The 13,428-nt window shown below is 69.4% G+C and carries 10 protein-coding genes; 5 read left to right on the plus strand and 5 right to left on the minus strand.

Annotation, left to right across the window (positions count from 1 at the left end; all coding sequences use genetic code 11):
- Positions 1-833: 833 nt before the first annotated feature.
- The gene (locus Q5762_RS20980) at positions 834-1,034 is read right to left on the minus strand and encodes a DUF397 domain-containing protein (protein ID WP_315893722.1); all 201 of its coding nucleotides are present in this window, start codon (positions 1,032-1,034) and stop codon (positions 834-836) included.
- A 120-nt stretch (positions 1,035-1,154) separates the two neighbouring features.
- On the opposite strand from Q5762_RS20980, the gene Q5762_RS20985 reads away from it, so the two are divergent.
- Positions 1,155-1,328 carry a hypothetical protein gene (locus tag Q5762_RS20985; RefSeq protein WP_399495216.1) on the plus strand — a complete coding sequence of 58 codons (174 nt, stop codon included), beginning with the start codon at positions 1,155-1,157 and terminating at the stop codon, positions 1,326-1,328.
- A 292-nt stretch (positions 1,329-1,620) separates the two neighbouring features.
- On the plus strand, positions 1,621-2,466 hold the full coding sequence (locus tag Q5762_RS20990; RefSeq protein WP_315893723.1) for a helix-turn-helix domain-containing protein: 846 nt from the start codon (positions 1,621-1,623) through the stop codon (positions 2,464-2,466).
- 234 nt (positions 2,467-2,700) lie between these two features.
- Here the strand turns inward: Q5762_RS20990 and aspS are convergent, their stop codons facing one another.
- Positions 2,701-4,563 (minus strand): aspartate--tRNA ligase, encoded by a 1,863-nt coding sequence (gene aspS / locus Q5762_RS20995; RefSeq protein WP_315893724.1) that lies wholly within the window; start codon positions 4,561-4,563, stop codon positions 2,701-2,703.
- A gap of 184 nt (positions 4,564-4,747) precedes the next feature.
- Between aspS and Q5762_RS21000 the strand changes: the two genes are divergently transcribed.
- Together Q5762_RS21000 and Q5762_RS21005 are read left to right on the plus strand one after the other, a co-directional pair.
- A complete protein-coding gene (locus Q5762_RS21000; protein ID WP_315893725.1) occupies positions 4,748-6,874 on the plus strand; it encodes a SpoIIE family protein phosphatase in 2,127 nt (708 codons plus the stop codon).
- Between the two features lie 181 nt (positions 6,875-7,055).
- Positions 7,056-7,874 carry an MBL fold metallo-hydrolase gene (locus Q5762_RS21005; RefSeq protein ID WP_315893726.1) on the plus strand — a complete coding sequence of 273 codons (819 nt, stop codon included), beginning with the start codon at positions 7,056-7,058 and terminating at the stop codon, positions 7,872-7,874.
- A gap of 62 nt (positions 7,875-7,936) precedes the next feature.
- On the opposite strand, the gene Q5762_RS21010 is transcribed toward Q5762_RS21005, so the two are convergent.
- From Q5762_RS21010 to Q5762_RS21020, 3 genes are all read right to left on the minus strand, one after another.
- Positions 7,937-9,001 (minus strand): AI-2E family transporter, encoded by a 1,065-nt coding sequence (locus tag Q5762_RS21010; protein WP_315893727.1) that lies wholly within the window; start codon positions 8,999-9,001, stop codon positions 7,937-7,939.
- Positions 9,002-9,154: 153 nt separating this feature from the next.
- Positions 9,155-10,117 (minus strand): pirin family protein, encoded by a 963-nt coding sequence (locus tag Q5762_RS21015; RefSeq protein ID WP_315893728.1) that lies wholly within the window; start codon positions 10,115-10,117, stop codon positions 9,155-9,157.
- Positions 10,118-10,230: 113 nt separating this feature from the next.
- Positions 10,231-10,749: an SseB family protein gene (locus Q5762_RS21020; RefSeq protein ID WP_315893823.1), complete on the minus strand. Its 519-nt coding sequence runs from the start codon at positions 10,747-10,749 to the stop codon at positions 10,231-10,233.
- A gap of 777 nt (positions 10,750-11,526) precedes the next feature.
- Between Q5762_RS21020 and Q5762_RS21025 the strand changes: the two genes are divergently transcribed.
- The gene (locus Q5762_RS21025; protein ID WP_315893729.1) at positions 11,527-13,356 is read left to right on the plus strand and encodes an acyl-CoA dehydrogenase; all 1,830 of its coding nucleotides are present in this window, start codon (positions 11,527-11,529) and stop codon (positions 13,354-13,356) included.
- The last annotated feature ends 72 nt before the right edge of the window (positions 13,357-13,428 follow it).

The following is a 13,428-nucleotide window of genomic DNA, read 5'->3' on the forward strand; positions in this document are numbered from 1 at the left end:
CGATCACAGGCCAGCCATTACCGGCGACAAGCCGCAATCCAGCCATGAAGATCACGATCTACAGCTGGAGTACTAGGCGACGTACGTCCACAATCCACACACGTGGAGCGACCCGCTGGGGCTGGGGCCGTGCCCGCCAAGGGCGAGCATCGAACCCGTTCGAGCACAGGGCTGATGCGGAGCCGGGCGACCTTCGAGTCTGCCGGTGTGCGCTACGGGAAGACACCGCTCGCCGAATGGCAGGTGACCGGCGATGAGGGTCTCAAGTTCGAGCAGGGATACATCTACTCCCCCGACGCGAAACCCTGGGACCAAAGATCAAAAAGGAAGGTGGGGCCATCCTTTCTTCTACACGGGACCCTGACGGAACAACGCTGGAGTGGCCCAGAAGCTGGAGGCCAGCGGGCTTAGGGTGCTCAATCGCGAGGTCCCCGACGGCTTTCCGGACGTCATGTCCGCAATCTATGCGGCAAACGGCAAAGAAGTCAGACCCACTGTGGCCATCAGCGATTCCCTACCCGACGCCTCCGCACAGCTGGATCGCGAGTGGGCGACTCAGGCTGCCGCCCATCACCTCATCGGAAAAGGCAGCAACTTCTGTATTCTGGCTCCGGTCGCACGCGCGCACGAAGTCGGCTGGATCCACGTGCGGGACCTCATCGGAAGCGATCTTCCGTCCCGAATCCGGGCCCGGCACCGGCAACGCCGAGTTCCTCACGGTGTCGGAAGATGGCCGAGTCATGTGCGCAGTCTCCACGGAAGAATCGGAGACGTGGATCGTCGTCCACCGATTCCCGTAGTCGCCGGCCGCCCAAGCTCTCGGTTCGCCAGCGTCAGATGCCCGACGCGTACGACACGAAGCCCGCCCAGCGGGGGAGCGCGGATTGGGGGCCGCCGAGGTTCTTGGAGTCGCGGACGGGGACGCTGTCGGGCGCGGCGGCGACCTCGACCTCCAGTACGAAGCCGAGTTCCAGTGCGGGATCCCGCTCGAACACCGTCTTGCGCGCCATCCGCACCGCCAGGAAGCGCTCCACCTAGTCGAGCGTGTACGCCGGGCGCCGCATCAGGAGAAGGTCGCACGCTGAATCTGGCCACGCTCAGTGACGTAAACCGGAAGCAGGCTATCCAACTCCAGTCACTCGTACGTCACTTCAATGCCCCTGCTGTCCCCGGTCGCCGGCCGGGACTTCCGTCTCAGGCTCGTCGCCCATGCGGAGACCCTCCGTATCGAGGTCACCGATACCCGGGGAGACGACCTACCGCGCCTGAGGCCTCCGGCCGTCGTCGCCGAGTCCGGGCGGGTCGAACTCGACCTGCCGCGCCCCTGACCTGAGGAGAAGGCTCAGTCACCGAAGGCCGTGAACGTGGATGTCGGTGGGGCGGGCGGTCTCCCCAAGGACGACCACAATGAGAAAGAAACCGGACCAAGCCCCACCCCTCCTCCCCCGCAGGCCGGACTCACTCAGTTGAGTGAAAAACACCAACTCGGCTGGCTTTGGGACGGGTTGCTTGATCTACGCTCAGCGCGACACACCACATCACCGCTGACATGCGTCGGCCCCCGCCGGGACGGCAATCCCAGTGCGAGGGCCTGACCATCAAGGAAGAAGACGCTTCCCGATGGATAGCCAGAACACTAGCGTGCGCCCGCACGCCCAGTCCCGTAACGGCGGGAAAAACCACCCCTACCGGCGCTCTGGTGGCGTCATCCACGACAACACCCGCCACACCACCCGCTTCACGGTGATCGGCAACCACCTCGCCCAGCATGACGAGTTGTCGCTGATCGCCATCGGGCTGGCCGCCCACATCCAGTCCCTCCCCAGCGGCGCCCAGATCGACATCGGAACCCTCGCCGCCCGCTTCCCCGAGGGGAAGACCCGGATCGCCGCCGCCCTGCGCGAGCTGGAGGCCCACGGCTATCTGCGTCGGACCCGCGTCCGTACCGATGAGGGCCGCATGGTCACCCGTACGGTCTCCTGCAACCAGCCCGGCCGCACGGACCGGACAGGCGACGACGAGCCGAGGCCCCAACCTCCGCCCCGGCGGGCCGCCGACAAGCCACCGCGCCGCCGCGCCCTGCCCGCCGTACCGCAGCCCGCGTACCCGGCCCCCGACCTGCTCCGGACCGCCATCGGAGTCCTCGCCGGCCTCCGCCGCGAAGATCCCCGCCTGCTGCTCTCCGCCACGGACGCCGAACACCTCGCCCCGGGCGTCGCCGCCTGGCTCGAACGCGAACTCACCCCCGAGGCCGTCCACCGCGCCCTGACCGCCGACCTGCCGCCGGAACCCCTGCACCGCCCGGCCGCCCTCCTGGCCCACCGCCTCGCGGCCGAACTCCCGCCCCTGCCGCCGTTCCGCATCGTCCCGAGCGTCGTCCATCCACTCCAGAACTGCGACCACTGCGACCGCGCCTTCCGTGGCCCCGAACCCGGCACCTGCGGGGCATGCACGTCAGCGGTGTGAAGCTCGCAAACATCGACACCGCCGAAGCGCTACCGACAAGATGAAGCGGACTGCCCCGCCCCGACCGCTTTGAGGACGTTCTCCGCACACGACAGGACCTCACGTGCTGCCTTCCCTTCGTGCAGTCACCGCCGCCTCCGCCGTAGAGGTCATCCGGAACGAATAGCCCCCGGCACAGGCCGAAGGGCCCGGAACCGTCGTACGGTTCCGGGCCCTTCGTTCACGCGTATGCCGTTACCGCGCCGCGTCCGGGTGGACCGCGTCCGTGATCGGGCGGTCGTCCGTCGGCTTTTCCACGATCTTCGACTCGACCGGCTTGCGGAGCTGGATGTTCAGCTCGCGCAGGCGGGACTCGTCCAGTTCCGTCGGGGCGCCCATCAGGAGGTCCTGGGCGTTGCCGTTCAGGGGGAAGGCGATCGTCTCGCGGATGTTCGGCTCGTCGGCCAGGAGCATCACGATGCGGTCCACGCCCGGGGCGATGCCGCCGTGCGGCGGGGCGCCGTACTCGAAGGCGCGGAGCATGCCCGCGAACTCGTGCTCGACCGTCTCGCGCGAGTAGCCCGCGATCTCGAAGGCCTTGAACATGATCTCGGGCTCGTGGTTCCGGATCGCGCCCGAGGACAGCTCGATGCCGTTGCAGACGATGTCGTACTGCCAGCCGAGGACGTCCAGCGGGTCCTGGGTCTCCAGGGCCTCAAGGCCGCCCTGCGGCATCGAGAACGGGTTGTGCGAGAAGTCGATCTTGCCGGTCTCCTCGTCCTTCTCGTACATCGGGAAGTCCACGATCCACGCGAAGCGGAAGACGTTCTCCTCGAACTGGCCGGCGCGCTTCGCGGCCTCGACCCGGACCGGGCCCATGATCTTGGAGACCTCGTCGAACTCGCCCGCGCCGAAGAAGATCGCGTGGCCCGGCTCCAGGCCGAGGCGCTCGGTGAGGACCTTGACGTTCTCCTCGGTGAGGAACTTGGCGATCGGGCCCGTGAGAGCGATGGGGGCACCTCCCTCGCCGTCAAGGCTGAGGGGGACCTCGCCCACGCGCACCCACGCCAGGCCCTTCGCGCCCAGCGAGACCGCGAAGTCGCCCAGCGCGTCGAAGAACTTCCGCGGCTGGTCACCCGTGTTCGGCACCGCCAGCGCACGCACGTGCTTGCCGGCGAAGGCCTTGAACTCCGACGCCTCGAAGACGTCCGAGATGTCGACGAGTTCGAGGGACGTACGCAGGTCCGGCTTGTCGTTGCCGTACTTCAGCATCGACTCGCGGAACGGGATCCTCGGGAAGGGGGAGGTCACATGACGCCCGCCGCCGAACTCCTCGAAGATCTCCGTCATGAGCTTCTCGATCGGCTGGAAGACGTCCTCCTGCTCGACGAAGCTCATCTCGACGTCGAGCTGGTAGAACTCGCCCGGCGAACGGTCCGCACGCGCGTCCTCGTCGCGGAAGCACGGCGCGATCTGGAAGTAGCGGTCGAAGCCGGAGATCATCAGCAGCTGCTTGAACTGCTGCGGCGCCTGCGGCAGCGCGTAGAACTTGCCCGGGTTCAGGCGGGACGGGACGACGAAGTCGCGGGCGCCCTCGGGAGAGGTCGCGGCGAGGATCGGGGTCGCCATCTCGTTGAAGCCGAGGGCCACCATCTTCGAACGGATGGAGGCGATGACGGCCGACCGCAGCATGATGTTGCGGTGCATGCGCTCGCGGCGCAGGTCGAGGAAGCGGTACTCCAGGCGCCGCTCCTCGTTCACGCCGTCGTCCGTGTTGACGGTGAACGGGATCTGCTTCGCCGCGCCGAGGACCTCGACCGTGGCGGCCTCGATCTCGATCTCGCCGGTCGGCAGCTCCGGGTTGACGTTCTCCGCGCCACGCGAGACGACCTTGCCGTCCACGCGGACGACGGTCTCCTTCGTCAGCTTGTCGAGCACCTCGGCGGCGGCGGTGCCGGGCCGGGCGACGAGCTGCGTGATGCCGTAGTGGTCGCGCAGATCGATGAAGAGGATGCCGCCCAGGTCGCGCCGATTGTGCAGCCAGCCGCTCAGCCGGACGTCGGTGCCGACGTCAGAGGCGCGGAGCTCGCCGCAGGTGTGGGACCTGTACCGATGCATCGTCGTTCATCCAGTCTTCGGGATCTACGGGAACAAGAGGGGGTGCGCGCCGCCGTGACCGTCATGACGGTCGGTCGTGACGAGTCGTGACGGCAGAGCCCGTCCCAGCCTACCGGGCGACCCAAGATCGCATTTCGAATACGCTCAGTGGCGACCTGCAGTCCGATATTCATAAAGTGGGGCAATGCGCACCGAGGACGTCCTGGCCGCGATCGCGACCGGCCTGTGGCGCTGGGACAACGCATCCGGGTTCGTCACCCTCGACGCCGAGGCCGCCCGGCTCCTCGGGCTGCCCGCCGAACCGGCACAGCTCACGGAAGCGGCCGTACGCTCCCGGTTTCATCCCGTCGACTGGAACGAGATCGACGGGGTCGTGAACCTCGCGGTCGCCGAAGGGACCCTCGCCGAGGCCCGGCTCCGGATCATGGACGGCCACGGACGGGTGATCCGTACCGTACGGAGCAGGTCCAAGCCGCTCATGGAGGGCGACGACTACCAGCTCGTCGGCACCCTCCAGGAGGTCGCCGAGCCGCAGCCCGGCACCGCCGCCCGTACGCCGATCACCGGCGACTGGCGGCGGTCCCGCGAGGCGTTCCTGCTCGACGCCGGCCGGGCGCTCGCCGAGGCCCGGTCGACCGCCGAGGTGCTCCGCGTCGCCGCCTCCCTCTCCATGCCGGGCTTCTCGCCGGACGGGCTCGCCGTCTTCGGGGTGGCCGGCGAACGGCTGACGATCATCGGCCACCACGGGCACAACGCGGGCGACGAGGGCCCCTTCACGTCGATGTCGGTGGACACCGACTACCCGGCGGCCGAGGTCGTACGGACCGGGCGGGCGATCTACCTGCCGACGCCGGACGAGTACCTGCGACGCTTCCCGGTGACCTGGCCCCTGGCGCAACGTTTCGGCAGGCAGTCCTGGGCGTACCTCCCGCTCATCGTCGCGGGCCGCACCATGGGCGCCTGGATGGCCGCCTTCAAGCACCCCGTCGCCTTCACCCCCGACGAGCGCTCCGTCCTCACCACCGTCGCCCGGATGCTCGCCCAGGCACTCGCCCGGGCCGGGGTCGCCGAGTCCGAGCGCGAGCTGTCGCTCGGACTCCAGCGCACGATGATGCCCGTCCTCGGCCCGGGCATCCCGGGGCTGCACGTCGCCGCCCGGTACGTCCCGACCGGCGGCGGGCTCCAGGTCGGCGGCGACTGGTACGACATGATCCAGCTGCCCGGCGGCCGCATCGCCCTTGTCATCGGCGACGTCCAGGGCCACGACGTGCGCGCCGCCGGGCTGATGGGCCAGCTCCGGATCGCCCTGCGCGCGTACGCCTCCGAGGGCCACCGGCCCGACGCCGTCCTCTCCCGCGCCTCCCGCTTCCTGTACGGGATCACCAACGGGGACACGCACGAGACCCATGCCGGGGAGAGCGGTGACGGGGGTGCGGACGGGGATCGTCCGGACAGCGGGCCGCGCTTCGCCACCTGCCTCTACCTGGAGATCGACCCGGTCACCGGCATCGTGGACATCGCGCGGGCCGGGCACCCCGACCCGGCGGTGCGGATGACCGACGGAACGGTTCTCCTGCGCCCCACGGCCGGCGGGCTGCCCCTCGGCATCGACCCCGACACCGACTACCCGACGACCCGGTTCACCCTGGAACCCGGCGAGACCCTGATGATGTGCACCGACGGGCTCCTGGAGACCGGCGGCCACGACCTCGACAGCGGCTGGGAACGTATCCGGGCGCTGCTCGAAGGGCACGACGGGGACAGCCTGGAGGACCTGGCCGACAGCCTCGTGGAGGCCGTCCACGGCCCCGGCTCGCACCACACGATCGGGCCGCTCGCGGACCGCCGCGAGGACGACATCGCGATCCTGCTGCTCTCCCGCCAGGGCCCGACCGCCCGCCAGGCCCCGCGCCGCACGATGATGACGATCGCGCAGGCGGAGCCGGAACGGATCGCGGCGGCCCGTCAGCACATGCGCCAGCTGCTGCACGACTGGACGGACGAGGACCAGATCGACTCGGCGGTCCTGATGGTCTCCGAGATGGTCACCAACGTCCTCATCCACACGGACGGCGACGCGCTCCTCGTCGCCGAGGTGACCTGCTCCGTCGATGCCCGCCGGCGCATGCGGGTGGAGGTCTCCGACGCCAGCGACGAGCTGCCGCACAAGCGGCACCCGGGGGAGATGGCCTCGTCGGGGCGCGGTCTGGTGCTGATGGAGATGCTGGCGCACGCGTGGGGCGTGGACCCGCGGGGCGAGGGAAAGTCGATCTGGTTCGAGCTGAACGAGCCGGCGTCGGAGAAGCCGTAGGCCGTGGGCCGACGGCGTCGGAGAAGCCGTAGGGCGTGGCCCGTGGGGCCTCAGGACCGTGGGCCGTCAGGCTTGGGGCCGCAGCACGGCTCGTACGGGCACGGCGCGCGAGGCGTGCGCCCGCGCGGCAGACTGGTGTCGTACGGCGCCGCCGCCGGGGGGGACCACGGAGCAGCACGACATGGACATCCACAAGGTAGGAAGCGACACCACCGTCCTGGCCGACAGCCTCGAAGTGCCGGGGGTCGGTCACATCCCCGTCAACGCGTACGTCCTCACCGCCAAGGAACCGGTCGTCGTCGACACCGGGCTCTCCCTCTCCGAACGCGACTTCCTCGCCACGCTCTCCACGGTGATCGACCTCGACGACGTCCGCTGGATCTGGCTGACGCACCCCGACAGGGACCACACGGGCGGGATCTTCGACCTGCTCGCCGCGGCGCCCGAGGCGAAGGTCGTCACCACCTTCGGCGGCGCCGGGATCATGAGCACCGAACGCCCGCTGCCGATGAACCGCGTGTACTTCCTCAACCCCGGCCAGTCCATGGACGTCGGCGACCGCACGCTCGACGCCTTCCGGCCGCCGCTCTTCGACAACCCGGTGACCGTCGGGTTCTACGACGAGAAGACCCGGATCTGCTTCAGTTCCGACTGCTTCGGCGGGCCGATGCCGACGGCGGAACTCGCCGAGAGCGGCCACGCGAACGACCTCAAGCCGGAGGAGCTGCGGCGTACGCAGCTGCTCTGGGCGACCATCGACAGTCCGTGGATACACCTCGTGGACCCGGCGAAGTACCGGGCGACGATCGAGCCGCTGCGGGAGATGAACCCGGAGATCGTGCTCAGCACGCATCTGCCGCCCGCCGTGCGGATGACGGACCTGATGCTCGAGACGATCACGATGGCGCCGGACTCGGACCCCTTCGTGGGCCCGGACCAGGCGGCCCTGGAACAGATGCTGGCGTCCTTCGAACCGGGCGGCATGCCGGCGGCGACGTGAGCCACCAGGGCCTGTCCGGCGGATCAGGGTCGCGGACCCGGCCATGAGCCGCCGGACAGGCCCTAGGCCTCCGGAGCGGCTTCCTCCTGCGTCCCGTACCGGCCGCGCAGCTCGCCGATCACCCCGAAGGCGGCGGCCGTGACGGGTACGGCGAGCAGCATGCCCAGGATCCCGGCGACGGACGCCCCGGCCGTGATGGCGAGCATGACGACGGCCGGGTGCATCTGGACGGTACGGCTCTGGATGGCGGGCTGGAGGACGTTGCCCTCGATGACCTGGACGGCCAGCACCACGCCCAGGACCCAGAGCGCGATGACGAACCCCCGGTCGGCGAGAGCCACGAGGACGGCGACGGCCCCGGAGAGGAAGGCGCCGAGGTACGGGATGTACGCGGTGACGAAGACGAGCGCGCCGAGGCCGACGGCCCCGGGGACCCGAAGGATCAGCAGCCCGACGGTGATCAGGACGGCGTCGACGAGGGCGACGACGGTCGTGCCGCGCATGAAGCCCTCGACGGCCTCGAAGGCGCGGCGGCCCATGGCCTCCAGCGTGTCACCGGTCGAGCGGGGGGCGAGCGAGCGCAGGGCCTCGGCGGCCTTGTCGGAGTCCTTGAGGAAGAAGAAGATCAGCAGGAGGGCGAGGACGGCCATGGCGGCCACCTGAGCGACGACGCTCAGCCCCGAGATCACCCCGGAGGCGGCGGTCCCGCCGAACTTCTCCAGCAGCGCCTTCGCGTTCTTGGCGAGGTCGTCGATCGAGGTCCCGGCCGCGCCGAGATGATCGGCGATGTCGACGGCGGCCTGCCGCAGCGAGGCGATGATCTGGTCACCGGTCTCGATGAGCGCGACGACCACGATGTACGTGGCGCCGCCGACGAACGCGATCACGGCGAGGACCGTCAGCCCGGCGGCGAGCGACTGCCGCACCTTCATCTTCAGCAGACGCCGGTAGAGCGGGCCGAGCAGCGCGGTGCCGAGGATCGCGAGCAGGACGGGTGTGACGGCCGTCTGGAACACCACGCACAGCCAGATCCCGACCGCGGCCACCCCGGCGACCAGCAGAAACACGGCGCACCAGGCGGCGGTCCGCCGGGCGGCTTCGGGAAGGAGAGGCCTCTGCGTCTGCACCCGTCCACCGGACCACGCCGCTCGCCGTGGCGTCCTGCGCTACGAGGCCGGACGGGTGACGCTCCGTCAGGGGCGGGGAGGGGCCGGGCGTCAGGGATACGGGTACGGGGTCGGGGCGCGTGCCCCGACCCCGTACCCGTACAGCTGTGACCGCTACTCGCCCATCCCGTGCACCGCCGGGATCGTCCCCAGCCGGCCCGCCTGGAAGTCCTCGAAGGCCTGGCGGAGTTCGGCCTGGGTGTTCATGACGAACGGGCCGTAGTGCGCCATCGGCTCGCGGATCGGCCGGCCGCCGAGGACGACGACCTCCAGGTCGGGCGTGTGCCCGTCCTGCTTCTCGTCCGCCCGGACCGTGAGCGCGCCGCCCTTGCCGAAGACCGCGGTCTGGCCCATGTGGACCGGCCTGCGCTCCTCGCCCGCCGTGCCGCGGCCGGCGAGGACGTAGACGAGGCCGTTGAAGTCCTCGCGCCACGGCAGGGTCACCTCGGCGCCCGGCCGGACGGTCGCGTGGATCATCGTGATCGGGGTGTGCGTGATGCCGGGCCCGGCGTGGCCGTCGAGCTCGCCCGCGATGACGCGGACCAGCGCGCCGCCGTCCGGGGAGGTCAGCAGCTGCACCTGGCCGCCGCGGATGTCCTGGTAGCGCGGGGCCATCATCTTGTCGGAGGCCGGCAGGTTCACCCACAGCTGGAGCCCGTGGAAGAGTCCGCCGCTGAGCACGAGGGACTCCGGCGGGGCCTCGATGTGGAGGAGTCCGGAGCCGGCGGTCATCCACTGGGTGTCGCCGTTGGTGATGGTGCCGCCACCGCCGTTGGAGTCCTGGTGGTCGAAGGTGCCGTCGATGATGTACGTGACGGTCTCGAAGCCGCGGTGGGGGTGCCACGGGGTGCCCTTGGGCTCACCGGGGGCGTACTCCACCTCTCCCATCTGGTCCATCATGATGAACGGGTCGAGGTACTGGTAGTTGATCCCGGCGAACGCGCGGCGCACCGGGAAACCCTCGCCCTCGAATCCGGACGGGGCCGTGGTCACGGCGAGCACGGGGCGGGAGACGGCGTCGGCCGGGGCGGCTACGCGCGGCAGGGTGAGCGGGTTCTCGACAGTCACAGCGGGCATGGCGGGACCTCCTTGTGCGACCACTTTAGTTGAACAATGAACTTCCTGCCACCCAGAACACGAAGCGCCCGGGAGGAATTCCTCCCGGGCGCTCTCCCACCTACCAGCGTCCGTCAGCCGTACATCCGGCGCATCGCGAAGTCCACCATCTGCTCCACGGCCTTGGCGTCGAAGACCATCCGGTGGTCGCCCTCCATGTCGAGGACGAAGCCGTAGCCGGTCGGCAGCAGGTCGATCACCTCGGCGCCGGTGATCACGAAGTACTTCGACTCCTTGCCCGCGTACCGCCGCAGCTCCTTGAGCGACGTGAACATCGGGATGACCGGCTGCTGGGTGTTGTGCAGCGCCAGGAAGCCGGGGTTGTCGCCCCGCGGGCAGTAGACCTTCGAGCCCGCGAAGACCTGCTGGAAGTCCTCCGCCGACAGGGAACCGGTCGTGAAGGCCCGTACGGCGTCGGCGAGCGAGGGCGGCGACGGCTCGGGGTAGAGGGGGGCCTGCTGCTGCCCGTACCCGCCGCCCTGCATCCCGCCGCCCGGCATTCCGCCCTGCATGTCCTGCGGCGGGGCGTACTGCTGCTGCGGAGGCGGCGGGTACTGCTGCTGGGCACCCGGATTCTGCTCGTAGCCGTACATGGGGCCAAGACTATCGAGCGCGCCGCCCCGGCAGGACCCCTGGCTGGACGCGATCTCGCGGGTCAGCTTCGAGGTCCAGGGACACCGGACGAGGCCGGGCAGGAAGGGTCCGCCCGCCTCGTCGAGGTGGTCCTCCAGGTACGGGATCGTGGAGTCGCAGACCTCGATCGCGACGTCGAAGAAGTCCACCGTCGCCGGGTCGTAGTGGAAGCTCCGGTGCGGGTTGTACGGGGCCTGCCTCTTGAGGATCCGGCCGACGAGGTGGACCCTCTCCTGCTCCTCGCCGCTCAGCACGCGCCGCGCATGGGCGATCTTCTCCTCGTCGGTGAGCTGGACGACGAAGGTCTCCCGGGTGATGTCCGTGAACTCGAAGTACGCGGGATCGGCCGCGGAAGCCGGCGCGCCGGACGCGGCGGTGGTCAGGGCGAGCAGGGCGCCGGCGAAGAGGGCGCCGAGGCGCGCGGACGGACGCGACATGGGCTGGTCCTCCGAAGGAGAAAAAGGGGAGTGGCCACCCGCCGAGATCACGACGGACTCTCGATCACAGACCGCAGCCGGACGGTTACGGCTTGCACCCGGTCCGTCGAGGATCTTCACCCCTTCACCGGCAAGCCCTTGGGGCACCTTGACGGCGGCGATTGACGTCACAGTTCACCCGATAGGGGTTGCTCTTATTACCGGTGGGTAGCATCATCGGAGAGAGCATTGGCTACTCGCCGGTACTCGCTGGTACGTGTAAGAGGAACCTGCCTCCCCGATCCTTACGGAGCCGTCGCCATGGGGCACTACAAGTCGAATCTCCGCGACATCGAGTTCAACCTCTTCGAGGTCCTCGGGCGCGACAAGGTGTACGGCACCGGTCCGTTCGAGGAGATGGACGTCGAGACCGCCAAGAGCGTCCTGGAGGAGCTGACCCGCCTCTCCGAGAACGAGCTCGCGGAGTCCTTCGCCGACGCCGACCGGAACCCCCCGGTCTTCGACCCCGAGACCAACACCGCGCCCGTCCCGGCGAGCTTCAAGAAGTCGTACGACGCCTTCATGGACTCCGAGTACTGGCGCCTCGGCCTGCCCGAGGAGATCGGCGGCACCACCTCCCCGCGCTCCCTGATCTGGGCCTACGCGGAGCTGGTCCTCGGCGCGAACCCGGCCGTCTGGATGTACTCCTCCGGCCCGGCGTTCGCCGGCATCCTGCACAACGAGGGCAACGACGCGCAGAAGAAGGTCGCGCAGATCGCCGTCGAGAAGCAGTGGGGCTCCACCATGGTCCTCACCGAGCCCGACGCGGGCTCGGACGTCGGCGCGGGCCGCACGAAGGCGATCCAGCAGGACGACGGCTCCTGGCACATCGAGGGCGTGAAGCGGTTCATCACGTCCGGCGAGCACGACATGTCGGAGAACATCCTCCACTACGTCCTCGCCCGCCCCGAGGGCCACGGCCCCGGCACCAAGGGCCTCTCCCTCTTCCTCGTACCGAAGTTCCACTTCGACTGGGAGACCGGCGAGCTGGGCGAGCGCAACGGCGTCTACGCCACGAACGTCGAGCACAAGATGGGCCTCAAGGCCTCCAACACCTGCGAGATGACCTTCGGCGACCAGCACCCCGCCAAGGGCTGGCTGATCGGCGACAAGCACGACGGCATCCGCCAGATGTTCCTCATCATCGAGTTCGCCCGCATGATGGTCGGCACGAAGGCGATCTCCACCCTCTCCACGGGCTACCTCAACGCCCTGGAGTACGCCAAGGAGCGCGTCCAGGGCACCGACCTGGCGAACTTCATGGACAAGGCGGCCCCCAAGGTCACCATCACGCACCACCCGGACGTCCGCCGCTCGCTGATGACGCAGAAGGCGTACGCCGAGGGCATGCGCTCGCTGGTCCTCTACACGGCCGCCGTGCAGGACGCGATCCAGGTCAAGGAGGCCGCGGGCGAGGACGCGAAGGCGCTGGTCGGCCTGAACGACCTGCTGCTCCCGATCGTGAAGGGCTACGGCTCCGAGAAGGGCTACGAGCAGCTCGCGCAGTCGCTCCAGACCTTCGGCGGCTCCGGCTTCCTGCAGGAGTACCCGATCGAGCAGTACATCCGGGACGCCAAGATCGACACCCTCTACGAGGGCACCACGGCCATCCAGGGCCAGGACTTCTTCTTCCGCAAGATCGTCCGCGACCAGGGCGCGTCCCTGAACGCGCTGTCCGAGGAGATCAAGAAGTTCCTCGCGGTCGGCACCGGCGGCGAGGAGCTGGCCGGCGCCCGCGACGCGCTCGCCAAGGCGGCCGTCGACCTGGAGGGCATCGTCGGCACGATGATCACCGACCTCACCGCCACCGGCGAGGACGTCAGGAACATCTACAAGGTCGGTCTCAACACCACCCGCCTGCTGATGGCCTCCGGCGACGTGGTCGTCGGCTACCTGCTGCTGAAGGGTGCGGCCGTCGCCGCCGAGAAGCTGGCCGCCGGCGCCTCCGCCAAGGACCAGTCCTTCTACGCCGGCAAGATCGCGGCCGCGAAGTTCTTCGCCGCCAACGTCCTGCCGGGTGTCGGCGCCGAGCGCGCGCTCGCCGAGGCCGTCGACGGCTCGCTGATGGACCTGGACGAGGCCGCGTTCTAGTACGCACGCGTACACACCAGTACGCGCCTGGTCTGCTGACGAACGGCTCGTTCCCGGGGAGGGGAGCGGGCC

Origin of the sequence: Streptomyces sp. P9(2023) (assembly GCF_032436795.1) — a bacterium.
Classification (GTDB): Bacteria; Actinomycetota; Actinomycetes; order Streptomycetales; family Streptomycetaceae; genus Streptomyces.

Coding starts and splice junctions, on each gene's coding strand:
- Q5762_RS21015 (WP_315893728.1), bottom strand. CDS start 10,117: ATGCCCGCTGTGACTGTCGAGAACCCGCTCACCCTGCCGCGCGTAGCC.
- Q5762_RS20985 (WP_399495216.1), top strand. CDS start 1,155: ATGCCCCTGCTGTCCCCGGTCGCCGGCCGGGACTTCCGTCTCAGGCTC.
- Q5762_RS21020 (WP_315893823.1), bottom strand. CDS start 10,749: ATGTACGGCTACGAGCAGAATCCGGGTGCCCAGCAGCAGTACCCGCCG.
- Q5762_RS20990 (WP_315893723.1), top strand. CDS start 1,621: ATGGATAGCCAGAACACTAGCGTGCGCCCGCACGCCCAGTCCCGTAAC.
- Q5762_RS21000 (WP_315893725.1), top strand. CDS start 4,748: ATGCGCACCGAGGACGTCCTGGCCGCGATCGCGACCGGCCTGTGGCGC.
- Q5762_RS21005 (WP_315893726.1), top strand. CDS start 7,056: ATGGACATCCACAAGGTAGGAAGCGACACCACCGTCCTGGCCGACAGC.
- aspS (WP_315893724.1), bottom strand. CDS start 4,563: ATGCATCGGTACAGGTCCCACACCTGCGGCGAGCTCCGCGCCTCTGAC.
- Q5762_RS21025 (WP_315893729.1), top strand. CDS start 11,527: ATGGGGCACTACAAGTCGAATCTCCGCGACATCGAGTTCAACCTCTTC.